Source organism: Bradyrhizobium sp. SZCCT0148, assembly GCF_018129985.1.
Classification (GTDB): Bacteria; Pseudomonadota; Alphaproteobacteria; order Rhizobiales; family Xanthobacteraceae; genus Bradyrhizobium; species Bradyrhizobium japonicum_H.
On the sequence record NZ_JAFCKT010000013.1, the window covers coordinates 1 to 25,296 of the forward strand.

Annotated in this window: 23 protein-coding genes; 11 read left to right on the forward strand and 12 right to left on the reverse strand. The window is 64.7% G+C overall.

What is annotated here, in order from left to right:
• Nucleotides 1–438 precede the first annotated feature (438 nt).
• Nucleotides 439–2,901 carry a putative bifunctional diguanylate cyclase/phosphodiesterase gene (locus JQ580_RS27555; protein ID WP_212283536.1) on the forward strand — a complete coding sequence of 821 codons (2,463 nt, stop codon included), beginning with the start codon at nucleotides 439–441 and terminating at the stop codon, nucleotides 2,899–2,901.
• Here the strand turns inward: JQ580_RS27555 and JQ580_RS27560 are convergent.
• From JQ580_RS27560 to thrS, 3 genes are all read right to left on the reverse strand, one after another.
• A complete protein-coding gene (locus tag JQ580_RS27560; protein WP_212283538.1) occupies nucleotides 2,887–4,155 on the reverse strand; it encodes a serine hydrolase domain-containing protein in 1,269 nt (422 codons plus the stop codon). The two genes, JQ580_RS27555 and JQ580_RS27560, sit on opposite strands and share 15 nt — an antisense overlap.
• A 63-nt stretch (nucleotides 4,156–4,218) precedes the next feature.
• Entirely contained in the window at nucleotides 4,219–4,782 is a 564-nt protein-coding gene (locus JQ580_RS27565; RefSeq protein ID WP_212283539.1) for a nitroreductase family protein, read from the reverse strand.
• Nucleotides 4,783–4,875: 93 nt separating this feature from the next.
• Complete coding sequence (thrS, locus tag JQ580_RS27570) at nucleotides 4,876–6,915, reverse strand: threonine--tRNA ligase (protein WP_212283540.1); 2,040 nt, start codon at nucleotides 6,913–6,915, stop codon at nucleotides 4,876–4,878.
• A 186-nt stretch (nucleotides 6,916–7,101) separates the two neighbouring features.
• Between thrS and JQ580_RS27575 the strand changes: the two genes are divergently transcribed.
• Nucleotides 7,102–8,274, forward strand: coding sequence for an MFS transporter (locus JQ580_RS27575; protein ID WP_212283541.1), 1,173 nt, complete (start codon nucleotides 7,102–7,104; stop codon nucleotides 8,272–8,274).
• A 91-nt stretch (nucleotides 8,275–8,365) separates the two neighbouring features.
• Complete coding sequence (locus JQ580_RS27580) at nucleotides 8,366–8,743, forward strand: hypothetical protein (protein WP_212283543.1); 378 nt, start codon at nucleotides 8,366–8,368, stop codon at nucleotides 8,741–8,743.
• Nucleotides 8,744–8,794: 51 nt separating this feature from the next.
• Here JQ580_RS27580 and JQ580_RS27585 read toward each other — a convergent pair whose 3' ends face one another.
• The gene (locus JQ580_RS27585; protein ID WP_249134472.1) at nucleotides 8,795–9,136 is read right to left on the reverse strand and encodes a GrlR family regulatory protein; all 342 of its coding nucleotides are present in this window, start codon (nucleotides 9,134–9,136) and stop codon (nucleotides 8,795–8,797) included.
• Nucleotides 9,137–9,285: 149 nt separating this feature from the next.
• The gene (locus JQ580_RS27590) at nucleotides 9,286–10,587 is read right to left on the reverse strand and encodes an alpha/beta hydrolase (protein WP_249134473.1); all 1,302 of its coding nucleotides are present in this window, start codon (nucleotides 10,585–10,587) and stop codon (nucleotides 9,286–9,288) included.
• A gap of 346 nt (nucleotides 10,588–10,933) precedes the next feature.
• Between JQ580_RS27590 and JQ580_RS27595 the strand changes: the two genes are divergently transcribed.
• Nucleotides 10,934–12,301 (forward strand): APC family permease, encoded by a 1,368-nt coding sequence (locus JQ580_RS27595; protein WP_212283796.1) that lies wholly within the window; start codon nucleotides 10,934–10,936, stop codon nucleotides 12,299–12,301.
• Between the two features lie 2 nt (nucleotides 12,302–12,303).
• The gene (locus JQ580_RS27600; RefSeq protein ID WP_212283547.1) at nucleotides 12,304–13,515 is read left to right on the forward strand and encodes a hypothetical protein; all 1,212 of its coding nucleotides are present in this window, start codon (nucleotides 12,304–12,306) and stop codon (nucleotides 13,513–13,515) included.
• Here JQ580_RS27600 and JQ580_RS27605 read toward each other — a convergent pair whose 3' ends face one another.
• The gene (locus tag JQ580_RS27605) at nucleotides 13,516–13,740 is read right to left on the reverse strand and encodes a hypothetical protein (protein WP_212283549.1); all 225 of its coding nucleotides are present in this window, start codon (nucleotides 13,738–13,740) and stop codon (nucleotides 13,516–13,518) included.
• Nucleotides 13,741–13,832: 92 nt separating this feature from the next.
• On the reverse strand, nucleotides 13,833–14,171 hold the full coding sequence (gene yidD, locus JQ580_RS27610; protein WP_212283551.1) for a membrane protein insertion efficiency factor YidD: 339 nt from the start codon (nucleotides 14,169–14,171) through the stop codon (nucleotides 13,833–13,835).
• Between the two features lie 240 nt (nucleotides 14,172–14,411).
• On the opposite strand from yidD, the gene JQ580_RS27615 reads away from it, so the two are divergent.
• Complete coding sequence (locus JQ580_RS27615; RefSeq protein WP_212283553.1) at nucleotides 14,412–15,311, forward strand: COG3904 family protein; 900 nt, start codon at nucleotides 14,412–14,414, stop codon at nucleotides 15,309–15,311.
• Nucleotides 15,312–15,362: 51 nt separating this feature from the next.
• On the opposite strand, the gene JQ580_RS27620 is transcribed toward JQ580_RS27615, so the two are convergent.
• On the reverse strand, nucleotides 15,363–15,830 hold the full coding sequence (locus JQ580_RS27620; RefSeq protein WP_212283555.1) for an iron-sulfur cluster assembly scaffold protein: 468 nt from the start codon (nucleotides 15,828–15,830) through the stop codon (nucleotides 15,363–15,365).
• A gap of 253 nt (nucleotides 15,831–16,083) precedes the next feature.
• Between JQ580_RS27620 and folE the strand changes: the two genes are divergently transcribed.
• The 4 genes from folE to JQ580_RS27640 all read left to right on the forward strand — a co-directional run bounded on the left by folE (nucleotide 16,084) and on the right by JQ580_RS27640 (nucleotide 19,788).
• Nucleotides 16,084–16,776: a GTP cyclohydrolase I FolE gene (gene folE, locus JQ580_RS27625; protein ID WP_212283557.1), complete on the forward strand. Its 693-nt coding sequence runs from the start codon at nucleotides 16,084–16,086 to the stop codon at nucleotides 16,774–16,776.
• Between the two features lie 28 nt (nucleotides 16,777–16,804).
• Nucleotides 16,805–17,227, forward strand: coding sequence for a phosphoribosyl-AMP cyclohydrolase (gene hisI / locus JQ580_RS27630; protein ID WP_212283559.1), 423 nt, complete (start codon nucleotides 16,805–16,807; stop codon nucleotides 17,225–17,227).
• A gap of 152 nt (nucleotides 17,228–17,379) precedes the next feature.
• Nucleotides 17,380–18,399 (forward strand): lytic transglycosylase domain-containing protein, encoded by a 1,020-nt coding sequence (locus JQ580_RS27635; protein ID WP_212283561.1) that lies wholly within the window; start codon nucleotides 17,380–17,382, stop codon nucleotides 18,397–18,399.
• Between the two features lie 213 nt (nucleotides 18,400–18,612).
• On the forward strand, nucleotides 18,613–19,788 hold the full coding sequence (locus tag JQ580_RS27640) for a DUF2336 domain-containing protein (protein ID WP_212283563.1): 1,176 nt from the start codon (nucleotides 18,613–18,615) through the stop codon (nucleotides 19,786–19,788).
• A gap of 114 nt (nucleotides 19,789–19,902) precedes the next feature.
• Here JQ580_RS27640 and JQ580_RS27645 read toward each other — a convergent pair whose 3' ends face one another.
• From JQ580_RS27645 to JQ580_RS27655, 3 genes are all read right to left on the reverse strand, one after another.
• Nucleotides 19,903–20,481 (reverse strand): Hpt domain-containing protein, encoded by a 579-nt coding sequence (locus tag JQ580_RS27645; protein ID WP_212283565.1) that lies wholly within the window; start codon nucleotides 20,479–20,481, stop codon nucleotides 19,903–19,905.
• A gap of 27 nt (nucleotides 20,482–20,508) precedes the next feature.
• The gene (locus JQ580_RS27650) at nucleotides 20,509–21,054 is read right to left on the reverse strand and encodes a response regulator (protein ID WP_212283567.1); all 546 of its coding nucleotides are present in this window, start codon (nucleotides 21,052–21,054) and stop codon (nucleotides 20,509–20,511) included.
• A 99-nt stretch (nucleotides 21,055–21,153) separates the two neighbouring features.
• A complete protein-coding gene (locus JQ580_RS27655) occupies nucleotides 21,154–21,933 on the reverse strand; it encodes an NAD kinase (protein ID WP_212283569.1) in 780 nt (259 codons plus the stop codon).
• A gap of 239 nt (nucleotides 21,934–22,172) precedes the next feature.
• Between JQ580_RS27655 and JQ580_RS27660 the strand changes: the two genes are divergently transcribed.
• On the forward strand, nucleotides 22,173–23,741 hold the full coding sequence (locus JQ580_RS27660; protein WP_212283571.1) for a S10 family peptidase: 1,569 nt from the start codon (nucleotides 22,173–22,175) through the stop codon (nucleotides 23,739–23,741).
• A 79-nt stretch (nucleotides 23,742–23,820) separates the two neighbouring features.
• Here JQ580_RS27660 and JQ580_RS27665 read toward each other — a convergent pair whose 3' ends face one another.
• Entirely contained in the window at nucleotides 23,821–25,203 is a 1,383-nt protein-coding gene (locus JQ580_RS27665) for a serine hydrolase domain-containing protein (RefSeq protein WP_212283573.1), read from the reverse strand.
• Between the last annotated feature and the right edge of the window lie 93 nt (nucleotides 25,204–25,296).

A 25,296-nucleotide genomic window follows, 5' to 3' on the forward strand; every position in this document is an offset into this window, starting at 1 on the left:
GCCCGGTCTTCCCTGCGCCCTCTTTCAATCGAGGGCGAAGCGACGAAGCAAAGCTCGGGCGAAATGCGCCGCGAGGATGATCAATCACGTGTGCCGTTGAACACCGCTCTCGTGCCCCGGACGCAGCGCAGCGCCCCTTCGGCGGTGCGCTGCTGAGCCGGGCCCATGTCGCAGCGCGCGCTGTGCCTTGCTCAATCGCGGCTCTGCGCCGCAACGCATGAGCGTTGCAGCGCGTCCGACACGAGACGCGCGCCCGAACTTCGAAATGCACACCCGGCGCATTGCCTTCGCACGAGCGTCACAGTCTCTAAAACGCACTAACCAACACCTGACTTAAAACTGTCATAATCACCGAACGGAACCGGCGCCTGCGTACTTTTTACAGGTCGTTAAGTGCGACTGCATTGGATGCGCCAGGAAAGTGCGTTGGGGACTGCAATGAGTGCCGCGAAGAAGATACCGGGAAAACCGGTCACCGAAATGTTCGACGACATCCCGGTGCTTCAGCGCAAATGGCGCGCGGCGTTGAAGCCGGGCGATCGGCTGCCGCGTTACGAGGACGTGATGCTCGGCAGTCTCGGCCGGCTCGCCGATCACATCGCGCTGCTGAGGAACGACGGCAGGCTCGAACTGTCGCGCAGCGGACGCTACGTGCAGAAATGGCTCGGCGAGGAGCGCTGGGATATCCCCGTGGCCGAATTGTCGCCCGATTGCGCCACGGCCCTGACGGAGGCAGCTTCCATCGCGCTCGCGACGCGGCAGCCCCATCATGCGAGCGCGTATTGCGTGCGCGACGGCATGGTCAGGACCTACGACGTGCTGGCGCTGCCGACGGCCTCGCGCTGGGGTGCCACGCTGGTCGGCGCTTATGTCAACGAGCGCGGCGCGCAGTACAATCTGCTGGACGCGATCTTCGCCGCGACCGACGACGCGGTAATCTCGCTGGCGACGCTGCGCGGCGCCGACGGCAAGCCGTTCGACCTTCAGATCGTGCATCACAACAACAGCGCGAGCGCGCTGCTGAATGTCGCGACCGGAGGCTTGTTGTGGAGGCGTATCGGCGAGGGAGCCACGCTGCTGGCCATGCCCGAAATCATGGACGTCCTGCTCAAGGCCGTGGCGGGCGGCCGCGGCGAGCAGCTCGAGATCGAGCACGAGGGGCGTCATCTCCGCTTCAGCGCCACCGCTTTCGCCGACGTGGTCTCGCTGACGATCTCCGACGTCACCGCGTTGAAGCGGCGCGATGCCTCGTTTCGCCTGCTGTTCGACAACAACCCGATGCCGATGTGGGTGTTCGATGCCGAGACCAAGCGGTTTCTCAACGTCAACGACGCCGCGGTCCAGCATTACGGCTACAGCCGCGCCACTTTCCTGCGCATGAAGCTGCACGAGATATGGCCGGAGGACGAGTGGCACAGCCACGCCGAGGCTCTCGAGCGCCTCGGCGAGGCCTATCACTCCTCGCGCAACTGGCGGCATTTGCGCGCCGACGGTAGCGAGATCGAGGTGCTCACCTTCGGCCGCCGCGTCGCCTTCGACGATCGCGACGGCTATCTGGTCGCGGTGGTCGACATCACGGAGCGCCGCAAAGCCGAGGCACGCATCGCGCACATGGCGCACCATGACGGGCTCACCGACCTGCCGAACCGGGAATATTTCCAGGAGCGCCTGAAGCAGGCGCTGGACCAGGCCGGCGACAGGCGCGTCGGCGTGCTCTACATCGATCTCGACCTGTTCAAGAACATCAACGATTCCTTCGGTCATCCCGTGGGCGACCGCCTGCTCAAGGACGTCGCAGAACGCCTGACCACCGCGGTCCGCGGCGGCAATCTGGCGGCCCGGCTTGGCGGCGACGAATTCGCGGTGATCCTCGCCGCCGACGTTTCGCCGAACGAGGCCAGCGCCTGCGCCGGCCTGCTGATCGACATGCTGAAGGCGCCCTACGACCTCGACGGTCAGGAGATGGTGATCGGCGCCAGCATCGGCATCGCGCTGTCGCCCGGTGACGGCACGACGCCGGAAGAATTGATGCGCAATGCCGATATGGCGCTGTACCGGGCGAAGTCCGACGGCGGCGGCGTCCACCATTTCTTCGAGCGCGAGATGGACCTGCAGGCCCAGAAGCGCCGCGACATGGAGCTCGATCTGCGCCGTGCGTTCGCCAATGGCGAGTTCGAGCTGCACTACCAGCCGCTGGTGTCGATCGCCTCCGACCGCATCTCCGGCTTCGAGTCGCTGCTGCGCTGGCGTCATCCGGACAAGGGGATGATCTCGCCGGCGGAGTTCATTCCGGTTGCCGAAGACATCGGCCTCATTACGCAATTGGGAGAGTGGGTCCTGCGCGAAGCCTGCGCCGAGGCCGTCAAATGGCCAGCCGAGGTCAAGGTCGCGGTCAATCTGTCGCCGGCGCAATTCCGCAGCCGCAACCTCGTTCAAATCGTGATCTCGGCGCTGGCACAGTCCGGCCTGTCACCGCGGCGGCTCGAGCTCGAAATCACCGAGTCGATCTTCCTCGCCGAAACCGATGCCAACCTCGCCATCCTGCACCAGCTGCGCGAGCTCGGCGTCAGCATCTCCATGGACGATTTCGGCACCGGCTATTCCAGCCTCAGCTATCTCAGGAGCTTCCCGTTCGACAAGATCAAGATCGATCGCTCGTTCGTGAAGGATCTGGCAGAGCGGCCCGATTGCGGCGCGATCGTGCGCGCGATTTCCGGGCTCGGCCGTAGCCTCAACATCACCACGACTGCGGAGGGTGTCGAGACCGAGGACCAGCTCGACTGGCTCCGTGCAGAAGGCTGTAACGAGGTGCAGGGCTTTCTGTTCAGCGCCGCGCGGCCCGCCGGGGAGATCGCAAAATTGCTCGCCGATTTCGGTCAACGCGCCTCACGGGCGGCGTAGACCTTCCGGATAGCAATCGTAGACCAGCGCCTTGAAGGCGGGCGTGATGCGACCGCGCTCGGCCTGGGTCTGCTGCATCATGAGGTAGACCATGTCGAGCTTCGGATCGACGCCGAAATAGGTGCCGCTGCCGCTGTCCCATTTCAACTCGCCGAGCGAGCCCGGCGGCGGCGGTTTCGCGTTGCCGGGATCGGTCCGCACCGCAAGGCCGTAGCCATAGCCGAAGCCGTCGCCGGGGAAATAGAAATAATCGCGTCCGACGCCGGAGTGGGGCCCGATGTGATCCGTCGTCATGGCCTTGAACGCGGCGGGGCTCAGGTAACGCTTGCCGTCAAACTCGCCACCATTGAGCAGCATCTGCGAGAAGCGCTGATAGTCGGTGATGGTCGAGAGCAGCCCGCCGCCGCCGGACTGCCATTCGGGATGGTCGAGGCGTTCGCGCTCTCCAGCGAGCAGGATGAAGTCGTTCGGCAACGGTCGCGCCATCCGCGCAAGCTCGTCCTCCGTCGCCAGCGCGAATTTGGTGCTATTCATGCCGAGCGGGTCGAAGATGCGCTGTTTCAGGAACTGATACAGCGTTTGCCCCGAGATGATCTCGATGACCGCACCAAGCACGTCGGTTGAATGACCATAACGCCACAGCGTTCCCGGCTGCCGCGCCAGCGGCAGTTTTGCGATGCGGTCGGCGAATTCGCGGTTGTTGAAGCCGCCTTCGAAGATGTTGGCGGCCTTGTAGGCCTGCTCGACCCATTTGCCGCCGATATAATCGTAGCTGATGCCCGAGGTCTGCCGCAGCAGATCCTCGATGTTGACGGGACGGACCGGCGGCACGAGATCGAGCTTCAGCTTGCCGTCGGGCAGGGTGACCTCGAGGCCGACCTCGGTGGCGGCAAACAGCGGAACGTATTTCGACACGGGGTCGGTCAGCGCCAGCTTGCCCTCGTCGATCAGCATCATCGCGCCGAGGCACGTGATCGGCTTGGTCATCGAGTGGATCGCGAAGATCGTGTCCGGCGTCATCGCAACGCCGGTCCTGGTATCGCGCACGCCGAATGTCTTCTGGTAGACCGGCTTGCCGTGCTGCTGCACCAGGATCACGGCGCCGGGCAGCCGGCCGCTTCCCACCTCGTCGTCGAAGAATGCCGTGATGCGGTCGAGCCCCTCGGACGAGGGGGCGGGGATGTCGGCGGCGCGGCTTCGCGCCATCGTGCCGGCGAGCATGGCGGCCCCCACCAGAAAATCACGACGCTTCATCCGCACCTTCCTCCTCGGCGGGATCAAAGCCGCAAGACGCTGGAGGCGTCAACAAGCGTTCGATTAAAAACGCGTCACGATTTCCGAAAGGAACGGTCGCGGACGGTCTTCGCTCGGCTTGGTCGGCGTACCCACGTGGATGAAGCCGGCAAGTTTCTCATCCGGCTTGAGGCCGAGGCCGTCGAGCACGTCGCGATCGAACGAGAACCAGCCGGTCAGCCAGCAGGCGCCGTAGCCGAGCGCGGTCGCGGCCGTGACGATGTTCATGGCGCTGGCGCCGGCAGACAATTCCTGCTCGAACGCCGGCACCTTCGGATGCGGCCTGGTGAAACTGACGATGCCGATCACGAGCGGCGCGTCGGTGAGGCGCCTGCGCTCGGTCTCGACGTCGGCGGCGGGCGCACCGGGATTCTTCCGGGCGAAGACGTTGGCAATCACGTCGCCGGCGCGCTGGCGGGCGTCGCCTTCGAAAACGATGAAGCGCCAGGGTGCGAGCTTGCCATGGTCGGGCACGCGCGCGCCGATGGTGAGGATGGTCTCGAGCTCGGCCGCCGAAGGGCCGGGCCCGGTCATCTCGCGCGGCTTGACCGAGCGGCGGGTCTTCAGGAGTTCGATGGCGTCGGGCACTGCGATATCCTCTTCAAATGGTCGTCGGGCGTGCCATGCCGAGATAAGCATGCACGCCCGCAACCGGAAGCGAATTTAGATCGATTTCAGAGATCAGATCGCGCCGCGCATCCGCTTGACGTCGGGTGGCATCGCCTCGTCGACCAGCGCGGCGATCGCCTCCTCGGTCGTCATCACCTTCTGGCCGTCGCTACCGAGCCGGCGGACCGAGACCGAATGCGTCTCGGCCTCTTTCTTGCCGACCACGAGCAGCGCCGGGATCTTGGCCAGCGAATGCTCGCGGACCTTGTAGTTGATCTTTTCGTTGCGCAGATCGATCTCGACCCGAAGGCCCGCGCGGCGTGCCTGCTCCATCACCACCTTGGCGTATTCGTCGCCTTCCGAGGTGATGGTGGTGACCACCGCCTGCACCGGCGAGAGCCAGAGCGGGAAATTGCCGGCATAGTGCTCGATCAGGATGCCGATATAGCGCTCCATCGAGCCGCAGATCGCACGGTGCACCATGACCGGCGGTTTCTTGCCGCCGTCATGGTCGATGTAGAATGCGCCGAACCGCTCCGGCAGGTTGAAGTCGACCTGCGTGGTGCCGCACTGCCAGTCGCGGCCGATGGCGTCGCGCAGCACATATTCGAACTTCGGCCCGTAGAACGCGCCTTCGCCGGGGTTGATCTCGGTCTTGATGTGATTGCTCTGCGACTGGATCTCGCGCAGCACCGTCGCCATCACGCGCTCGGCGTGATCCCACATCTCGTCGGTGCCGACGCGCTTGTCCGGCCGCGTCGACAGCTTCACGGTCAGATCCCCGGTGAAGCCGAAATCGGCGTAGGTCGACAGGATGAGATCGTTGATCTTCAGGCATTCCTCGGCCAGTTGGTCCTCGGTGCAGAAGATGTGCGCATCGTCCTGAGTGAAGCCGCGCACGCGCATCAAGCCATGCATGGCGCCGGAGGGCTCGTAGCGATGCACCACGCCGAACTCGGCGAGGCGCAAGGGCAGGTCACGGTAGCTCTTCAGGCCGTGCTTGAAGATCTGGACGTGACCCGGGCAGTTCATCGGCTTCAGCGCAAACCAGCGCTTGTCCTCGGCCTCGTCACCGGCCGACTGCGCCGCGAACATGTTCTCGCGGTACCAGCCCCAATGTCCCGAGGTCTCCCACAGCGACTTGTCGAGGATCTGCGGCGCGTTGACCTCGCTGTAATCGCCGGTCAGGCGCCGGCGCATATAGGCGATCAGCTGCTGGAAGATGGTCCAGCCCTTGGCGTGCCAGAACACGACGCCCGGACCCTCCTCCTGGAAGTGGAAGAGGTCGAGCTCGCGTCCGAGCTTGCGATGGTCGCGCTTCTCGGCTTCCTCGATCTGCTTGAGGTAAGCGTCGAGGTCCTCCTGCTTGGCAAAAGCGGTGCCGTAGATGCGGGTCAGCATCGGATTGTTGCTGTCGCCGCGCCAATAGGCGCCGGCCACCTTCATCAGCTTGAAGGCGTTGCCGACCTTGCCGGTCGAGGTCATGTGCGGGCCGCGGCAGAGATCGAACCAGTCGCCCTGGTAGTAGATCTTGATCGGCTCGTTGCCGGGAATGGCGTCGACCAGCTCGACCTTGAAGGCCTCGCCCTTGTCGCGGAACACCTGCTTGGTTTTCTCGCGGTCCCAGACTTCCTTCGTGAAAGGCTTATCGCGCGCGATCAGCTCGCGCATCTTTTTCTCGATGGCGGCAAAGTCGTCCGGCGTGAACGGCTCGTTGCGGAAGAAGTCGTAATAGAAGCCGTTCTCGATCACGGGACCGATGGTGACCTGGGTGCCCGGCCACAGCGCTTGCACGGCCTCGGCGAGCACGTGCGCGCAGTCGTGACGGATCAATTCCAGCGCGCGCGGGTCGTCGCGGTTGACGAACTCGATCTTGGCATCGGCCTCGATCACATCGTTGAGATCGGAGACCACGCCGTCCAGCGCCATCGCCACGGTGCGCTTGGCCAGCGACGGCGAGATGCCCTTGGCGATGTCGAGACCGGTGATGCCGTGGTCGAATTGGCGCTGGGCGCCGTCCGGAAAGGTGAGGGTGACCTTGGCGGCAGGGGTCACGGGCTTCAGATTGCTGAGGGAATACTGGAAGCCGGATTCGGATTTAGGCTCGGTCATTGCTTTTCTCCTGAGGCTCACTCCTGCGAACGAGCGCAGGTAAGCGGGAACGAGCGATATATCAGGCGATTCGGCCTGCGCAATCCGGCAATTCCAAGAAAGTGGCGCGCAAAAGCCGGGGCGGCGCTTCAACTATTTCGAGCCGCCCCCTTTCACCGTTCACGGCGGTGCTCTACATGCACTTGCATGGAAAATCCGCCCGCTGCCGGCCGTTTCACGCCAACCGCCTTGATGCTCGGCAATCTCGTCACCGGATGTTCGGTCCTAGCACCGGCGGGCATGCTGCCGGAGCTGGCGAGGGGGCTCGACGTCAGCATTCATGCGGCCGGGCTCCTCGTGACCTTCGGCGCTGTGACGCTGTGCATCGGCTCGCCTCTGACGGCTTGGCTGACCAGCCGCATCGATCGGCGGACGCTGCTCACGACCACGCTGGCGGTGCTTGCCTTCGGCAATCTCGCCTCCGCCTTTGCGCCCGACTACGCCAGCCTTCTCGCCATCCGCCTCGTGATGCTCGCGGTCGGTGCGCTCTATACGCCGCAGGCTGCCGGCACCGCGGCGTTGATCGTGCCGGCCGAGCGGCGTGGCAGCGCCATCGCCTATATCTTTCTCGGTTGGTCGCTCGCTGCCGCCGTCGGCCTTCCGCTCATCACCTTCATCGCCAGCCGCACTGGCTGGCACGCCGCCTATGGTGCGATCGGCATGCTCGGTTGCGTCAGTTTCCTCTTGTTGCTGTTGCGGCTACCCGCGGGCCTGAAGGGCGCGCCGGTGGACCTGAAGACCTGGCGCGATGTCGGTCGCAACAGGACGATCCTGCTGTTGCTGGCGATCACCATGCTGCAGATGTCGGGGCAGTTCGTGGTGTTTACCTTCATGGGCCCGCTGCTCAACAAGCTCACCGGCGCCGGTCCCGATGCGATCGGCATGGTGTTCGCGCTCTACGGCGTCTGCGGATTTCTCGGCGTCGTCGTTGCCACCCGCATCGTCGACAGCTGGGGACCATATAGAACCTCGCTGCTGTTCACCTGCCTGCTGCTCGCGGGCGTTACTAGCTGGGCGCTCGGTGCAGGCACGCTTGCTTTCATGACGGTCGGTGTCGCGATCTGGGGCCTCGCCTTTGCCTCGACAAATTCGATGCAGCAGGTGCGGCTGGTCGCGGCCGCGCCGCCGCTGGCATCGGCAACCGTCGCGCTCAATACGTCCGTCCTCTATATCGGCCAGGCGGTCGGCTCCGCCGTCGGCGGGCTGCTGTTCGCCCATGAGTTCCTGCATGCGCTCGGCTTCGTCGCGGTCGGTTTCGTCGTGGTGGCGCTGATCCTGGTGGTCATGACCCGGCCCCGGCCTGCCGCCGCCACGGCCTGAATCCCGCATTTTCGTATACGCAAGGTGCTTGGCAAACCGCGCGCTGGAGCGCTAGAAGGCCGGTCATGGGGACCAAAGAGAGTTGACTGAAATGAGGATGATTCTGGCGGTTGCCGCGGTGCTCTATTCAGCCTCCGCGTTCGCGCAAGCCGACAAGCCACCGATGGTGGGGGACAAGCCCTTGGTGCAGGTCAAGCCAAAGGGGACGAAAGAGGCAGCGGCCAAGCCGGCCGCAGCGCCGAAGGGTAAACCGCAATCGATCGCGGCCCGGCTGCAAGCCTGTCTCGAGCTCGACGACGGCACCAAGGACCGTCTCAACTGCTACGATGCCATTATCCCGCCGACGCCGAAGCCGAAGCCGCCGAAGGCCAAGGGCTATGCCGACTGCAAGTTCCTCAAGGAAGAAGACGAGCGGCTAGCCTGCTTCAACAGCTTTGCCGAGAGCATTCCGAAGCTGCCCAAAAGCTGAGATTTACGAGAGCTGAGACCTGCAAAAGAGCGATCGTGAACGAGCCAAGGCTCAGTCGCTGATGCGGCTCAGCACCGCCCGGAAGGCAACGCCTGGCGCCTGCAGCGCGTTGCCTTCGAATTCCGCGGTGTCGCCGTCCTCCCGGCCGGCAAGCGCCAGCGTGATCCGGTCGGCGCCGAACAGCGACTTGAAGGACGGGTCGTCGTTATAGCGCTGGGTCGAGATCTTGACCTTGATGCTGTCGCCTTCGCCCGTATAGGTGCCCATGAAGGCGAAAGCGGAATTGCCTCCACGCATCTTGCCATCCGTCACATAGACGACGCCGCAGCCCGTTCCATGAACGGTGTGGAAGTCGACCTTGTACAATCCCTGCCGCACTGCTTGTTCCGACATTCCAAACGCAACCCGGCCGCAAACTATGAGCCCTGCCAGCGGAAGCAATCCGGTGGCTCCCGGGGATGCAAGCCATCAACATCACATTTTGATCAGGGCCTGAGGCAATTGCGGGCAATGCCGTTTGATGCCGGCTGGCGCAATACCAATTAGCGGCTCGACGCCGGCGGGTTGGTCGCGGCGACGCGCGTCAGCGCCAGCGCAGGTGTTGCCGACATCTTCACCAGCACGTCCTTGAGTGGATCCCGCGTCCAGGCGTGGGTGACGTAGTCGCGATGGGTGATGCCGTCTGCAGTCTCGACGAACACCACGCTGCCGGGACGCAACGGGCCGTCCATGTCCTCGGCGACGCTGATGCCCTTCTGTCGCAGCATGCTCATCAGCTCACGGTCGCGCCGCGCCGTGCCGCGGGTGTAGGCGCTGACGAAGAAGCCGGAGCGATGGCTCTCGATCCAGGACGCGAACTTGTCCATCTCGCCATAGATGGCGTCGAGCAGTACGACACCGCGGACGCGATCGCTGATGCCGCCGACCTCGAGGCTCCACGCCGTCGGCAGGAAGCCGCCGCTGTAGCCGACGATCACGATCGGCATGTTGGCGAAGGCGCGGGCGCTGTTGGGATCACCGGTGGCGCGGGCGAGATGGTCGGCCGATTCCGCCATGAAGCGCTTGAAGCCGCCAGGCTGCCAGAACTTGCCGGCGCTGGAATCGGCGGCATCGACCGCCATCTGCGGGGCAAGCAGCACCGCATTGGCGCCGGAATCGGTGATCTGCTTCGGCACCATCTGGCGATCGCGCACGTCGCGCTCCAGCGTTGCGCCATTGCCGTGGAAGAACACCACGATCACGCCCGGCTTGCGGACGTCGAAATGCTCGGGCACGTGCATCAGCACCCGGCTGTCATTGTAGGTCTCGTCCTGCCAGAACACGCGACCGGAATAGCTGCGATGGCCGCGGCGGTCGCCCTTGGAGATGTTAAGGAAGGGCGCGTCGGAGGCGGGGTTGGTGCCGAAATAGGGAAAGGCCGACGACTTCATGCTGACGAGGGTCGTCAGGTCGTCGCGGGGCGAACGCTTGTAGGGGAGCTGCGGCTCGAGCGAAGCGACCTTGTAGGGGGCTTGCTCCGGCAACGGTTGCTGCACTGCGCGTTTGGGCGAGACGTCCGACATCTGCCGCTGCAGGAAGCTCTCGTTCGCCGACGGGAAGCGCTCCCTGAATTGCGGAGCGGGGAAGCGATCCTCGAACGTGTCGCCGCGCGCGACTTGGGTGTTGGTCTTGGCGACGACCTGGGTGCCACCCTGGACATTGGCCTGCGAGTTCGCCGCGAGCGCCGCCGGGTTGGGCGCCTTGCCGCATTGAACCAGTGTCAGCGACAGCGGCACCAAGGCTGAGATCAGGCCAATCCGGAGCGCACGACCGCGCGCACCGGACGTGGTCCGGTCAGCACGCATATCAGCTCTCGGTTTCGGAACGGCCCCGACCATCCACCCATGACCCCAAAGTCACATCCATCGGCTTCTTCAAATGAGCCGAGTGGCGTTTAGGCGACGTTAAGTGTCCGGAGAAACTTCCCCACATCCGGAACGCTCAAAAGGACCATGCAATCATGTCCTGATTGTGGGGAAGGGAAGCGGGACTTCCGGGGTCTGACGCGCCTTTTCACCCGCCAGCGCGTGTCAGCGGTGCCCGAATACCCCGTTTCGCTGCCTCATTTAACACTTGTTAACCCTGCTTGAATTGACTGGGGGAAACGGCACGATGACCGGCGAGGCAAGGCGCCTGAAGCTGAGGACCCCGATGACGGCATCAGATGCGGGAACGGCGCCCTGGACTGACCGGCTGACTGGAAGCGGGACCGGGGTCTCGGTTCTGGTCGCAACCGCCATCGTCGTGGCCGACATGATCGGGGTCGGCGTCTTCACCAGCCTCGGCTTCCAGGTCAAGGACATCCCCTCCGGCTTCTCGATCCTGCTGCTGTGGACCGTGGGCGGCATCGTCGCGTTGTGCGGCGTGTTCGCCTATAGCGAGCTCGGGGCGATGTTTCCGCGCTCGAGCGGCGAGTACAATTTTCTCGGCCGCGCCTACCATCCCGCCTTCGGTTTTCTCGCCGGCTGGGTGTCGGCGACGGTCGGCTTCGCGGCACCCGTCGCGCTCGCCGCGATGGCATTCGGCGAATACGCCAAATCGGTCGTGCCAGATCTGCCGCCGATCCCGCTCGCGATCGCCGTGGTGTGGCTGGTCTCGCTCGTGCAACTGACGGGCGTCAGGCACTCCTCGACCTTTCAACTGATCGCGACGATCATCAAGGTGGTCCTGATCGTCGCTTTCCTGGTCGCGGGCTTCGTCATCGGCGTGCCGCAGCCGATCGCCTTCACGCCGCAGCCGGGCGATCTCGCCCACATCGTCAGCGCGCCGTTCGCGATCGGGCTCGTCTTCGTGATGTATTCGTTCTCGGGCTGGAATGCCGCGACCTACATCATCGGCGAGATGAACATGCCGCAGCGGGATCTGCCGCGCGCATTGCTCGCTGGCACGCTGATCGTGCTCGTCCTGTATGTCGCGCTGAACGCGGTGTTCCTCTACTCCACGCCCGCCGGTGCGCTCGCCGGCCAGCTCGACGTCGCCAGCGTCGCCGGCAGCGCCATCTTCGGCAGTCTCGGCGGTCGCATCGTCGGTGCGATGATCTGCGTCGGCCTGATCTCCTCGATCTCTGCGATGATGTGGATCGGTCCGCGCGTGATGATGACGATGGGGGAGGACATCCCGGCCTTGCGGGTGTTCTCGAAGCGATCGACGAGCGGTGCGCCCGCCTATGCCATCCTGTTCCAGCTCGCGGTCGCCAATTTGCTGCTGTTCACGCGCAGCTTCGAGGCGGTGCTCGACTTCATCCAGTTCGCGCTGCTGTTCTGTTCGTTTTTCACGGTCGCCGGTGTCATCAAGCTGCGCATCACCGATCCCGATTTGCCCAGGCCCTATCGCGCCTGGGGATACCCGTTCACGCCGCTGCTTTTCCTGCTCGTGACGGGGTTCATGATGTACTACCTGTTGACCGAGCGTCCCCTGCAGTCGCTGTCGGGGATGCTTGTCATGATGTTCGGCCTGTTGATTTATGCTGTTTTCCGCAGGCGGCCGGTCGCCGCTGGCAATTCACACGATCGCGCATAGACATGCTTCGTCCCTTCAGAATTGCGGCCGTCGCTCTCGCCCTGCTGGCTGCGGCCGTCTCGTCCGCCCGTGCCGCCGAGGTCAGCTTCGATGACACCGCGCGCTTCCTCGCAGGCATGCAGCCTTCCGCGGACTCGCCGCTGCTGCCGCTGACGAAGGATCCGGGCTGGCAGCGTCATGCAAAATTCTTCGACGGGGCCTTTGCCCAGCTCGAACAGCGCCAGCTTTCCAGGATCCGCAATTGGGCCGACGTCAATCTGGCGGCGCCCCGGCCGACCATGTTCTACATGTTCAGCGGTCCCGATTTCCTTTACGCCAACACCTTCTATTCCAAGGCCAGCACCTACGTGCTCGGCGCGCTGGAGCCGGTCGGCGCCGTGCCCGATCTGACCCGACTGCCGCGCGGTTCGGTCGGTGCCGCGCTCTACAATGTCGAGCGCTCGCTCGGCTCGATCCTCAGCTTTTCCTTCTTCATCACAAAGCAGATGAAGGTCGACCTGCACGCCAACCAGGTCAACGGCACCTTGCCGATTCTCTATGTTTTCCTCGCGCGCTCCGGCAAGACCATCCGCAACGTCGAGATGATCGCGCTCGACGACAAGGGAGGCTTGCACGTCGGCGACGACAATCCGGGGCGTAATGCAGTGCGCGGCGTTCGCATCACCTTCGCAGGCCCCGATGGCGAAGCGCGCACGCTGTATTATTTCTCGACCGACCTCTCCAATGCCGGCGCGCGCAACACCGGATTCTTGAAATTCTGCGAGACCCTGGGGCCCGGCAACAGCCTGCTCAAGAGTGCATCCTATCTGCTGCACAAGAGCGACTTCGCGGTTGTCCGCGACTGGCTGCTCGCCAACAGCGCCACCATCATCCAGGACGATTCCGGCATTCCGCTTGCGAACTACGGCGCCCGGCAATGGCGGTTCTTCCCGTTTGGCCGCTATCTCGGGCCGATCGGCGAATTCCCCGGCCGCTACCAGGAGCGCTATGCCGAGTTGTTCACCCGCGCCCAGCCGATTGATTTCGGCGTCGGCTATCGCTGGCGGATGCATGAATCCAACTTGCTGCTGTCGGTGCGGGTGCCGGGCAGCGAGACCGCGCCCGCGGCGGATGCGACCTCCAGCGCAGAGCCGCCGCAGAAACAGCCGCGCCCGAAGCGGCTGCGGCCGCCGGAGCCGATTCCGCCGCCCGGGCGCTTCTACTGGTATCGCTGATTACCAGTGCACGCTCTGGCTCGGCACGATGAACGCCGTCGTAGCCGGCGCGGTCGCAAGGCTCGTCGCCAGGTACCAGCCGGAGCCCAGCACGAGCGCCAGCAGGGCGACGATCGCGAGCAGATCCATGGTTCTGGGGTCGTGCTGCCGCTTTGAGGCGGGCGTTGCTTCAGGCCTGACACGAAGATGTCTGACGTGCAGTTGAGGGCTGATTTTCCAGCGCATTTTTGTGTCCTCCCGGGGGAGCGTCAAAACAACGCGGGAGGAAAGCTCGCGGTTCCCGTCAGGCCACCGATGCGCAAAGCACCGCAGCACTCTTAGGATGCATTGACGCCGCGCCAGCGGGCGTAGCGCCATGGCAGATACCAGTGCGCGCCGGGGGGTGCGGTGAGCGGGACATTGTCGATGCCCGATGTGCCGAACGGATTGCAGCGCAGCAAGCGGGCGAGCGTCATCCAGCCGCCGGCCCAGAGTCCGAACCGCTCGATCGCCTCATCACCATAGACGGAGCAGGTCGGCAGATGCCGGCAGTTGTAACCGACCAGGGGCGACAGCGTGTGCCGGTAGAGCCAGATCAAGGCACGCCCGAATCTGCGCGGGAGCCGAGACACTCCTTCGACCGAACTGGAACAGTGCCCACAGGCTGAATGCTTCATGTGCGATGTGCTGCGATGTTGAGCCAGAATTGCACGGTTCCGACGCAGGGAACAGTAAGCTGTTGTTTTCGCGCCATATTCTGCATGCTTTTGGGGCGCAGTGCAGCAAGAACCTATGGACGATCTGTATTCCCCCGGATACCATTTTTGTGACGTTCATGTGTAGACTCATCGGACGTAAAACGGGGCGTGCCTGAATCGGCTTTGGCTTAGTGCTTTGGGCTTGGGGAAGGGACCAGTTTGAAAGTTCTGACGTCGCTCAATCTTCGCGGCTGGTTGCTGGTGGGAACCGCCGTCTGTGGAGTCGCACTGGCTGGCGCCGTTGCGACGTTCGGATCGTCGGCCCGCGCTGGTGTTGCTCTCGAAGAGCGCAAGCTGCCGATGAAGTTCAACTGGATCGCCTGCGAGCCGAACTGCCGCGGCTGGGTCAGCGCGGTCGGCATCATCACCGCGGACACACCGAAGGATTTCGAGGAATTTTCCCGCGGACGCCAGCTCGGCGGCGCCACCGTGGTGCTCGATTCCAGCGGCGGGTCCGTCAACGACGCAATCACCCTCGGCCGGCGTTTCCGCAATCTCGGACTTCTGACCACGGTCGGCGTGAGTCTGCGCGGCGGGCAGTCGGCCCGTCCGGCGGTTGCGCCCGAGGCCTATTGCGAATCCATGTGCGTGTTCCTGCTGCTGGCCGGCAAGAAGCGTTACGTGCCGGAAGCGGCCCATGTCCGCGTGCACCAGATCTGGATGGGCGACCGCGCCGACGATGCCAAGGCGGCGACCTACAGCGCGCAGGACCTGATGATCGTGGAGCGCGACATCGGCCGGCTCGCCAAATACACTTTTGAAATGGGCGGTGCCGGTGACCTGCTTTCGCTCGCGCTCAGCGTGCCGCCCTGGGAAGACTTGCACGAACTGGATGCCGGCGAACTGAAGCTCACCAATCTCGTGACGACCGACCTCGTTGCCGACGTGCTGCCGCATGTGGACATCTCTGCGCCGGCCATGGCGGGGCTCGCGCCGAAGACGCAGGCGAGGTTCGGGGCGGAGCCGGAGCAGTCGCAGCCTGACAAGTCGACCAAGACGGCGGAAGCCGTGGTGCCGACCGGCGGAGTGGCCGCACCGGTCCCGGCGACGCAGAAGTAAGCATCCAAACCCTGGCAATCATTCCAGGTTCGCGCGTGCGCGAACCTGGCCTCAGCCCTGCGCCGCGGCCGGCTGCTTGGCCTCAGTCTTTGCTTTGGCTTCGATCTGGCCAATGGCATCCACCACGGCATCGAAGGTCAGCAGCGTCGAGGCGTGCCGCGCCTTGTAGTCGCGGACCGGCTCGAGGAACTTGATCTCCTCCCATTTGCCTTCGGGAGGCGCACCGTTCTCCTTCAGCATCTTGCGAACAGTTTCGCGTAACTCACGGAGCTCGCTCGCAGTCGAGCCGACGATGCGACTTGCCATGATGGATGAAGAGGCTTGTCCGAGCGCGCAGGCCTTCACGTCATGGGCGAAGTCGGTGACCCTGTCGCCTTCCATCTTCAGATCGACCTTTACGGTCGAGCCGCACAGCTTGGAGTGGGCGGTTGCGGTGGCGTCGGGGTCCGGCAGCCGTCCGAGCCGCGGAATATTGCCGGCCAGTTCGATGATCCGCTTGTTGTAGATGTCGTTCAGCATGTGAGGGAGTCCAACACGTCCACACCCACGTCCGGCCGGATCGGCCTTGGCGGGCGACGTCCAGGGTCCTATATAGGAGCGGAACTGGCGGAAAAACAGTCCAGCAATGTGGCGGCGGTGATCCAGATCGGTGCACCCCGCGTTATAGCGCCAGGACCTTTTTCGCCGAACTGTTCTCTACAGGCGTCCGGCGGCGTTGCCGCCCCCGTCTGCCGGTGACACTCCGGCCGCAAGGCCGTCGAACGGAGTCGACATGGACGCGACCATCAAAGCCATCCGCCCCAACAAGCCCTCCGACCGGCAGCCCGAGAGCCGCCCGGCCGAGCTTGACCCGGCCGAATTCCTCGCGGCCGCCGTGCGCGCCGACCAGCCGCGTCCCGCCCGCGCCGAGGCGGAAGCGGCGGTAAAGACGCTGCTCGCCTATATCGGCGAGAACACCGAGCGCGAGGGCCTGCTCGACACGCCGCGACGCGTCGTCGAGGCCTTCGATGAACTCTACCAGGGCTATCACCAATGCCCGGCCGAGGTGCTCGACCGCACCTTCGGCGAGACCGCCGGCTATGACGACTTCGTCTTGGTGCGCGACATCGAATTCACCTCGCAATGCGAGCATCACATGATGCCGTTCTACGGCAAGGCGCACATCGCCTATACGCCGGTGGAACGCGTCGTCGGCCTGTCCAAGCTCGCGCGCCTCACGGACATCTTCGCCCGCAGGCTCCAGACCCAGGAGCATCTGACGGCCCAGATCGCGGCTGCAATCGACGAGGTTCTCAAGCCGCGAGGCGTGGCGGTGCTGATCGAGGCCGAGCATACCTGCATGTCGGTTCGCGGCGTCGCCAAGCATGGCGCCTCCACCTTCACCAGCCGCTTCACCGGCATGTTCCGCGACAATCCGGCGGAGCAGGCCCGTTTCCTGTCCATGGTGCGAGGCATGCAGCGCTGACCTCGCAAGTATCTCAAGCGAGATCGTCGTGTCCGCTCATTCCCACGAGATCGAGGAAGGCCTTGCCTTCCTCCCCAAATTCGATGCTGCCGGCCTCGTGACGGTGGTCGCGACGGACGTTGCCACCGGTGACGTGCTCATGGTCGCGCACATGAACGACGAAGCGCTGCGCAAGACGATCGCGACCGGCGAAGCCTGGTACTTCAGCCGTTCGCGCAATGCCTTGTGGCGAAAAGGTGAGACCTCGGGTCAAACCCAGCGCGTGGTCGAGCTGCGCACCGATTGCGACCAGGACGCGGTCTGGATCCGCGTCGAGCAAACCGGCGCGGCCTGCCACACCGGGCGAAGGTCGTGCTTCTACCGCAAGGTCGAGGCCGAGGGCGGCGGTGCCAGGCTCGTCTTCACCGATGCAGTGCGGCTGTTCGATCCCAGCGACGTTTATAAGAAATAGCTTCCGTCAGTCTGGGGCTCGCGGCTCGTGACCCTCGGAACGGCTCGTGTGGGGACAATTAACCGCGCATTAACCATACCTGTCCCACGGTGAAACGACAGGCGCCCGAATTTGCGGCGCTGCTTAACGCCGCGCGGGGCGGGCACTTCATCATGTCGGTCGACAATTCCAGTGCCACGCAGACTGCCCCTCTCGATCCGACGCGGGCGCGCGTCGCCGGTGCGATCAAGCAGGCCTCCAACGTTTCAGGCGTCAGCTTCCAGTACATGCTGACCACCGCCAAGATGGAATCGGATTTCGATCCCTCGGCCGGCGCCACCACGTCATCCGCGCACGGGCTCTATCAGTTCATCGACCAGACCTGGCTTGGTACGGTAAAGGAGGCGGGCCCCCAGCTCGGCTACGGCAATTATGCCAACGCGATCTCCAGGACGACTTCGGGCGGCTATGCCGTCGACGATCCCGCGATGAAGCGATCGATCATGAAGCTGCGCGACGATCCCGAGGCCGCCTCCAGCATGGCCGCGGCGCTGACGCAGTCGAACAGCTTCAAGCTGACGGGCCTGCTTGGACGCAGGCCGAGCGACAGCGAACTCTACATGGCGCATTTCATGGGCGTCGGAGGAGCCGCCAAACTGATCGCCAACGCCGAGGACAATCCGCAGGCCGTCGGCGCGCGGCTGTTTCCCAATGCGGCCTCCGCCAACCGTTCGATCTTCTACGCCAGGGACGGCCGCGCCCGCAGCGTCTCCGAAGTCTATTCGGTGCTGGACGCGCGCTATGCCAGCGCGGCCAATTCGAAAACGACCCGCAGCGCGATGGCAATGTATGGCGGGACGCCGTCGACCACCGAGATTGCGAGCGCGAGCGGCGTGCAGCCCACCGCGCCCGTCATCGACAACGCCGCCTATCTCCAGACCTTCCCGAACACACGCGCGGTAACTCCCGTGAGCGCGACATCGCCGACGACGGTGGCGGACAATGCCCCGACCACGCCGGTGTTTCGTTCGATCTACCAGCCCGGTGATGTCACGCAGCCGGTCTCGACCACGGTGCAGAAATTGTGGGGCAACAACGCCTCGCTCACGTCGGTTGCATCCGCGACGCCGGATGTGCGGCCGCCGCAGCCGCTCGATCTGTTCAGCGATCGCAGCGGCACGTTCTCGAGCTGATCCTCGCTCTCGTGTCCCGGACGGGCTGCAGCGTGAAACGCTGCCGCGCAGGGCCGGGACCTAGCCGCGAACGCCTCCCGAGATTCTGCCCTTAACAAATCCTCAACGAAACCAGCCAGTTATGGTGAACGCTTTGTTAAGCGTCGTGGTTTATTTTGTGTTGCAGGTGACGAGCCGTCACCATTTTCGTTTGTTGTGTAAGCCGGAAGCAGCATGATTGTTCGGCAGTTCATCAATTGGATCAGGACCGCGCCCGCCGGTGAGCGGGCCGAGGCGACGCGGGCGTTGGCCCGGGCCTGGCTGATCTCGGATCTTTCCCATGACGATCGCATCGCCGCCGAAGGCGCGCTCCTGATGCTGCTCGACGATCCCTCGCCGCTGGTGCGGCAGGCGATGGCCGAGGCGTTTGCGCGCAGCACGGATGCGCCGGCCTCGATCGTGCGGGCGCTGTCGGCAGACCAGCCGACCGTCGCACTGCCCGTGCTCGAACATTCTCCGCTGCTGATCGACGCCGATCTCGTCGACATCGTCGCGACCGGCAATGACGAGGTGCAATGCGCGGTTGCCCGCCGCATCGCGCTGCCGGTCTCGGTCTGCGCCGCCATTGCCGAAGTCGGCTGCGCGGCCGCCGCGCTGGAGCTGATCGAGAATTCTCACGCAGAACTCGCGCCGTTCTCATGGCACCGCATCGTGGAACGTCACGGCCAACTCGCCGCGATCCGCGAGGCGATGCTGGTGCTGGACGATCTGCCGGCCGCAACCCGCGCCGCGCTGGTGGCGAAACTCTCGGAGACGCTGGCGCAATTCGTCGTGGCGCGAAACTGGCTCAGCGCCGACCGCGCCGAACGCATCGCGCTCGAGGCGCGCGATCGCTCCACCATGAATATCGCGGCGCGTTCGCGCGGCGAGGACATGCAGGGCCTGGTGCGGCACCTGCGCATCACCGGCCAGCTCACCGCCGGCCTGATCTTGCGCGCGCTGCTGTCCAGCAATCTCGATTTGTTCGACGCGGCGCTGTCCGAGCTCGCCGACCTGCCGCTGGCGCGCGTCTCCGCGCTGCTGCACGACCGCGGCGGCAACAGCCTGCACGCTTTGCTCCGCCGTGCCGGGCTGCCCGAGGCGACATTCGCGGCGTTCCAGGTCGCGCTCGACGCGTGCCACGAGCAGGGCTTCGTCGACAGCGACGACGGCGCGGTGCGACTGCGCCGGCGCATGGTCGAGCGCGTTCTCACCCATTGCGAGACCGACCGCGGGGCCACCGAGCCGCTGATGGTCCTGCTGCGCCGCTTCGCCACGGAATCCGCGCGCGAGGAGGCGCGGCTGTTCTGCGACGAGCTGGTCGCGGAGGAGTCGCTCGATCCCGTGTATGACGATCTGATTGCCGCGTAGCAGGATCTGCAAATACCGTCATTGCGAGCGCAGCGAAGCAATACAGACTTTTCCCGTGGAGGGATTCTGGATTGCTTCGCTGCGCTCGCAATGACGAACGGAAAGAGCCGTGCCTTACTCAGCCGGCGCGATGCTTGGCGCCAGGATCACCTCGAGATGCTCGGGGCGGTCGCGGTTGACGTCGGCGAGATAGTCGTCGGCGACCTTGCGCAGGCGGCGGCTGAGCTCGGCGGAGACGCTGATGCTGTCGAGTTTGGTGTTCTCGTGCAGGATCGCCAGGATGGCGTTGATGTGGTGCGTGAACAGCTCGGCCGGGACTTTTTCAAGATTGGGCGCGTGCTCGATGACACGGCACAGGCTTTCGGCAATTCCCGCCGCCGCCGGATAGCCGAATGTCACGGCGTCGCCCTTGATGTCGTGGGCGGCGTGGAATAGCTCGTCGCGCCGCTGCCTGGTGAAGCCGCCGTTGCGGATGGCGGCATAGGCGGCCGACAGGCGGTTGACCTCCGTCGTCATCCACTCCTTGAATTCGCCGGAGAGGCTTGCGAGCGCCTGCTCGGCGCGGGCGACCGGATCGTCCGTGTCCTTTTCGTCGACCCGGCGCAGCACCTTCCGCAGCGGGTTCGGCTGCGTGATGATCTGATGCGTGGCGAAGGCCGTGACCTCGATGTCCTTTGCGCTGTTCTTCGCCATGATGCTGCCTTGTCTAAAGACGTCGCGCTAGATGCTGGAGCGGGCCTTGTCGAGCAGCGAGGGCTGCTGCAGCACCTCGTGCTTTTCGCCGACGCGGCGCTCGGGGCCCATATAGGCGGTATTGGTGTTGCGGCGCCGGTCCGGACCGAAATAGGTCTTGGTCTTGATGAAGGGGCGGGGATTGGCGACCACGTTGAGGATGCGCTGATAGAGCCCCTTGGCCGAGATCGGTTTGGCCAGGAATTCGGTCACGCCGGCATCGCGCGCCACGGTGACGCGACGCTTCTCGGAATGGCCGGTCAGCATGATGATCGGCGCGTAAGGGTTGCCCTTGGATTCAGGCTGCCGGATCATCTGCGCCAGTTCGAGGCCGTCGAAGATCGGCATGGCCCAGTCGGTGATGACGATGTCGGGCACGTAATGGCTGTACATTTCGAGCGCAGTGGCGCCGTCCTCGGCCTCGTAGACCTCACGCGCGCCGAACGAATGCAGCAGCGTGCGCAGGATGCGGCGCATGTGCGGATTGTCGTCGCAGACGAGGAAGCGCAGCTTGTTGAAGTCGATGCGGAACATTGAGCCCGGGCCGAAGCGGTCAAGTTTCGTTAACCATATCGCGGCGGGGGTTAATGAAGGGTTGCGACCGAAGCTGCGGCGGCCGGCGGGACGGCGGTTTCAGTAACCGAACTGCTCGCGCAGGATCCGCTCTTCCAGGCTATGGCCGGGATCGAACAGCATGCGCATCGAGATGCTCTTGTCGGAGAGGATCTCGACTCGCCGGACCCTGCGTACCTCCTCATGGTCGGCGACGGCCGCCACCGGGCGCTTGTCGTCCTCCAGCACCTCGATCACGACATAGGCGGTGTTGGGTAGCAGGGCGCCGCGCCAGCGCCGCGGCCGGAATGCGCTGATCGGAGTCAGCGCCAGAAGGGCGGCGTTGATCGGCAGGATCGGGCCCTGCGCCGACAGATTGTAGGCCGTCGAGCCGGCGGGCGTTGCCACAATAATGCCGTCGGCGATCAGCTCGGGCATGCGCTCGCGCTCGTCGATCAGGATCCGCAGGTGCGCGGCCTGCGAGGTCTGCCGGAACAGGTAGACCTCGTTGATGGCGTGATGCAGGTGGACGCGGTCGTTGACGTCGGTCGCCCGCATCAGGAGCGGGTTGATCTCGGTTTCATGCGCCGTCTCGAGCCGCGTGCGCAGATCGTGCGGCGAGTATTCGTTCATCAGGAAGCCGACGGTGCCGCGATGCATGCCGTAGATCGGCTTTCCCGTGCGCATGTTCTGGTGCAGCGTTTGCAGCATCAGTCCGTCGCCGCCCAGCGCGACCACGATGTCGGCCTCCTGCGGGTCGCAATTGCCATAGTCCCTGGTGAGCTGGCCGAAGGCGGCCTGCGCCTCGCTGCTCGGGCTGGCGACGAAGGCGATGCGGTCATATCGCTTGGGCTTGGTCATGGCTTGTGGGCAAGGCCGCTCGCTGGAGGAAGTTCCGCCGGGCTCGTCTATACGAGGTGGGCCTGCATTGTCGAGGATGACCGGCACTCAGGGCAAACGGCTGATTGTTGACCTGGAGAACAAAACGGGTTGATTTGAGCCTGTCCGGGCGACATCGGACCGATAATCCCGCAAACCGTCGCAATTCCTCGCTAGCTTCGATGCGCGCCGGCTGTGACAGCGGGGCAGGGAGAACGATCATGCTCACGATCTTGCCGACGCTGCGACGAACCGGACTGGTGCTGGCCGTGTTCGCGATGGCGCTCACGAGCGTTGCGCGCGCGGAAGATGCGCCGCAGCCTCGCCCCGAGGCGGCATCGCCGGCGGCACAGAAGGGCGGGCGCGCGGGAAGCGCTCAAAGCGCGACGCAGGCTTCGCCGTCGGCGGCCGAGCCGCACCGTCTCCCGCCGGATTCAACTACGAAGCAGACGCTCGATCTTCCCGACCGCAGCCTCAACTTCACCGCGACGGCCGGCTCCATCCGCGTGTTCGACGGCAAGGGCGAGCCGCTGGCCGACATCGCTTATACGTCCTACCAGCTCGACGGCGCCGATCGCGCCACGCGCCCGGTCACGTTCCTGTTCAACGGCGGGCCCGGCGCCTCCTCGGCTTGGCTCCAGTTCGGGGCGGCCGGTCCGTGGCGACTGCCGCTCGACGGCGAAGGGCTGTCGCCGTCAGCCTCGCCCGAGGTGAAGCCGAACGCGGAGACCTGGCTCGATTTCACCGATCTCGTTTTCATCGATCCAGTAAGCACCGGCTACAGCCGCTTCATCGCGAGCGGCGAGGACGCGCGAAAATCGTTCTACTCCGTCGATGGCGACGCCAACACCATCGCGCTGGTGATCCGCCGCTGGCTCGAGAAGCACGACCGGCTGACCTCGCCGAAATACGTCGCGGGCGAGAGCTATGGCGGCATTCGCGGGCCGAAGGTGGTGCGCCAGTTGCAGATCCAGCACGGCGTCGGCATCAAGGGCCTGATCCTGGTGTCGCCGCTGCTGGATTTCCGCGAGTTCACCGGCACCAGCCTCCTGCAATATGTCGCGACCTTGCCGAGCTATGTGGCGGTGGCGCGCGAAGCCAAAGGACCCGTCAAGCGTGCCGACCTGGCCGACGTCGAGGCGTATGCGCGCGGCGAATTCCTGGCCGACCTCGTCAAGGGCGAGGCGGACAAGGAGGCGACCAATCGGCTTGCCGACAAGGTCGCCGCGCTTACCGGCATCGACCCGGCAGTGAGCCACAGGCTCGCCGGCCGTTTCGACGTCGGCGAATTCCGCCGCGAATTCGACCGCAAGAACGGCAAGGTGACGGGACGTTACGATGCCTCCGTGCGCGGCTTCGATCCCTATCCGGATTCGAGCAGCTCACGATTCGGCGACCCCTCGGGCGATGCGCTGCAGGCGCCGTTGACCAGCGCTGCGGTCGACGTGCTCACGCGCAAGCTCAACTGGCGGCCCGACGGTTCCTATGAAGTTCTCAACGGCGCCGTGGAAGGTCACTGGGATTTCGGCCGTGGCATCAACCCGCCGCAATCGGTGTCCGATCTGCGCCAGATCCTCGCCACCGATGCCAAGCTGAACGTGCTGGTCGGGCACGGTCTGTTCGACCTTGCTACGCCCTATTTCGGCACGAAGAGGGTGCTCGACCAGATGCCGGCCTTCGCGACCCAGCGCGTGAAGTTCGTCGTCTATCCCGGCGGCCACATGTTTTATTCGCAGGGCTCCTCGCGGCAGGCGTTTCGCAGCGAGGTCGAGGCACTCATCAGGGAGTAGAGCGTGATCCGGGAAAAGGCGTAGCGGTTTTTTCCTCGCGACAAACGCGGAGCGCGTTGGCGCGGAGATCATGCTCCAATCAAACAGGCCTCCGTTTGCGCGGCTTGTATCGACGCGCGATCTCCCTCGCGACGACGCTCGCGGGCTTCACATTGGCGCCGGCGATCCAGACGTCACTGACCTTGCCGCGCGTGTCGCGGATCCGGCGCACAGGCTCGCCATGGCTGGAATAGCCGGCAGCCCAGGCCAGCTTGCCGGTATCGCGGCCGGTGACCTCGATCTCGGCAGCATCCATGAACGGATTGATGAATTGCGGATTGGCAACGAGCACGCGGTTGCCCGCGGGCACGAGGTCGGTCGCGCCCCAGATCGTCCACCAGCGGCCGCTCCAGTCGCGCAGGCGGCGGTCGGCCGCGCCGCGCGTCTTGAACACGCGCAGGATCTGCATCGCGCCGTCCATCCAGAACGGCGCCCCACCGTCGATGGAGTTGCTGAGGATGCTGATCGTGAGCTCGCAAGCCGGAATGGCGCAGGTCCGGGAGATGTAGCCCTGGAAGCCGCCGCTATGGCCGAACCAGTCCCATCCATCGGTCTTGCCGGCGTTGACGCCCAGGCCGTAATAGGCCTCGATGTTCTGCGGGATAAGCCAGTGATGCCGCGTCATTTCGCGGCGGCTGGCGACAGAGAGAACGCTCCTCTTCGCATTGGGCGCAAGCTGGCCGAAGAAGCGCGCAGTGTCGCCGGCGGTGGCGGCGAAGCCGGTGGCTGATGCCATCGCCTGCGTGGGATTGTCGCCGGGGATCACGCAGCGCACGCCGAGCGGCAGTTTTCGCGTGTGGCCGCGCGCGAACGGCGTGCCCTTGGAAAGCGGCGCATCCGGCGCGGTCTCGCGCAGGCCGGCGGCCTCGACGATCTCGCGCTTGATCCAGGCCGGGTAGGGTTCTTTCGTTACGGCTTCGATGACGAGGCCGAGCAGGCCGAAGCCATGATTGGAATATTTGAAGCGGGTGCCGGGCTCGATCGCGGTCGGCAGCTTCAATTCCGCGAGCAGCTCCGGCGCGTCGAGATAGGGACGGCGGTCGATGAACTGGCCGGAATCTACGCCGTCGCGTGTCAGCCCGGCGCTGTGCGACAGCACCTGCGAAATTGTCGTCTCGGCGACGCGCGGATTTAGCCCGCCGACATGTTGGCCGATCGCGTCGTCGAGCCGGAGCTTGCGCTGCTCGCGCAGCTTCATGATGCCGGCCGAGGTGAAGCTCTTTGAATGAGAGGCGATGCGGAAGCGATGGCGCGGAGTGAGCTTCTCACCGGTGTCGAGATTGGCGAGGCCGAACGCATGCTCGGCGACGATCTCGCCGCGATGGGCGAAAGCGACGATCACGCCTGGCTGCTGGATCGTCGTCAGTTGGAATTCGATCCATGAGCCGATGTAGTCGATCGCGGATCGCAGCCACGGGTCCATTGCACACCAATTTGCTGGGAAAATCGATGCGCGAGGCTAACCGAGAAAGCCGAACGGGCACAACCGAAAGGTTGTGCCCGTTGGCGGGGGTTG

What these genes read in the sequence shown, in the direction of transcription:
- JQ580_RS27555 (WP_212283536.1), top strand. Translation starts at nt 439, where the DNA reads ATGAGTGCCGCGAAGAAGATACCGGGAAAACCGGTCACCGAAATGTTC.
- JQ580_RS27560 (WP_212283538.1), bottom strand. Translation starts at nt 4,155, where the DNA reads ATGAAGCGTCGTGATTTTCTGGTGGGGGCCGCCATGCTCGCCGGCACG.
- thrS (WP_212283540.1), bottom strand. Translation starts at nt 6,915, where the DNA reads ATGACCGAGCCTAAATCCGAATCCGGCTTCCAGTATTCCCTCAGCAAT.
- JQ580_RS27575 (WP_212283541.1), top strand. Translation starts at nt 7,102, where the DNA reads ATGGAAAATCCGCCCGCTGCCGGCCGTTTCACGCCAACCGCCTTGATG.
- JQ580_RS27580 (WP_212283543.1), top strand. Translation starts at nt 8,366, where the DNA reads ATGAGGATGATTCTGGCGGTTGCCGCGGTGCTCTATTCAGCCTCCGCG.
- JQ580_RS27585 (WP_249134472.1), bottom strand. Translation starts at nt 9,136, where the DNA reads ATGTCGGAACAAGCAGTGCGGCAGGGATTGTACAAGGTCGACTTCCAC.
- JQ580_RS27590 (WP_249134473.1), bottom strand. Translation starts at nt 10,587, where the DNA reads ATGCGTGCTGACCGGACCACGTCCGGTGCGCGCGGTCGTGCGCTCCGG.
- JQ580_RS27595 (WP_212283796.1), top strand. Translation starts at nt 10,934, where the DNA reads ATGACGGCATCAGATGCGGGAACGGCGCCCTGGACTGACCGGCTGACT.
- JQ580_RS27600 (WP_212283547.1), top strand. Translation starts at nt 12,304, where the DNA reads ATGCTTCGTCCCTTCAGAATTGCGGCCGTCGCTCTCGCCCTGCTGGCT.
- JQ580_RS27605 (WP_212283549.1), bottom strand. Translation starts at nt 13,740, where the DNA reads ATGCGCTGGAAAATCAGCCCTCAACTGCACGTCAGACATCTTCGTGTC.
- yidD (WP_212283551.1), bottom strand. Translation starts at nt 14,171, where the DNA reads ATGAAGCATTCAGCCTGTGGGCACTGTTCCAGTTCGGTCGAAGGAGTG.
- JQ580_RS27620 (WP_212283555.1), bottom strand. Translation starts at nt 15,830, where the DNA reads ATGCTGAACGACATCTACAACAAGCGGATCATCGAACTGGCCGGCAAT.
- folE (WP_212283557.1), top strand. Translation starts at nt 16,084, where the DNA reads ATGGACGCGACCATCAAAGCCATCCGCCCCAACAAGCCCTCCGACCGG.
- JQ580_RS27635 (WP_212283561.1), top strand. Translation starts at nt 17,380, where the DNA reads ATGTCGGTCGACAATTCCAGTGCCACGCAGACTGCCCCTCTCGATCCG.
- JQ580_RS27640 (WP_212283563.1), top strand. Translation starts at nt 18,613, where the DNA reads ATGATTGTTCGGCAGTTCATCAATTGGATCAGGACCGCGCCCGCCGGT.
- JQ580_RS27645 (WP_212283565.1), bottom strand. Translation starts at nt 20,481, where the DNA reads ATGGCGAAGAACAGCGCAAAGGACATCGAGGTCACGGCCTTCGCCACG.
- JQ580_RS27650 (WP_212283567.1), bottom strand. Translation starts at nt 21,054, where the DNA reads ATGTTCCGCATCGACTTCAACAAGCTGCGCTTCCTCGTCTGCGACGAC.
- JQ580_RS27655 (WP_212283569.1), bottom strand. Translation starts at nt 21,933, where the DNA reads ATGACCAAGCCCAAGCGATATGACCGCATCGCCTTCGTCGCCAGCCCG.
- JQ580_RS27660 (WP_212283571.1), top strand. Translation starts at nt 22,173, where the DNA reads ATGCTCACGATCTTGCCGACGCTGCGACGAACCGGACTGGTGCTGGCC.
- JQ580_RS27665 (WP_212283573.1), bottom strand. Translation starts at nt 25,203, where the DNA reads ATGGACCCGTGGCTGCGATCCGCGATCGACTACATCGGCTCATGGATC.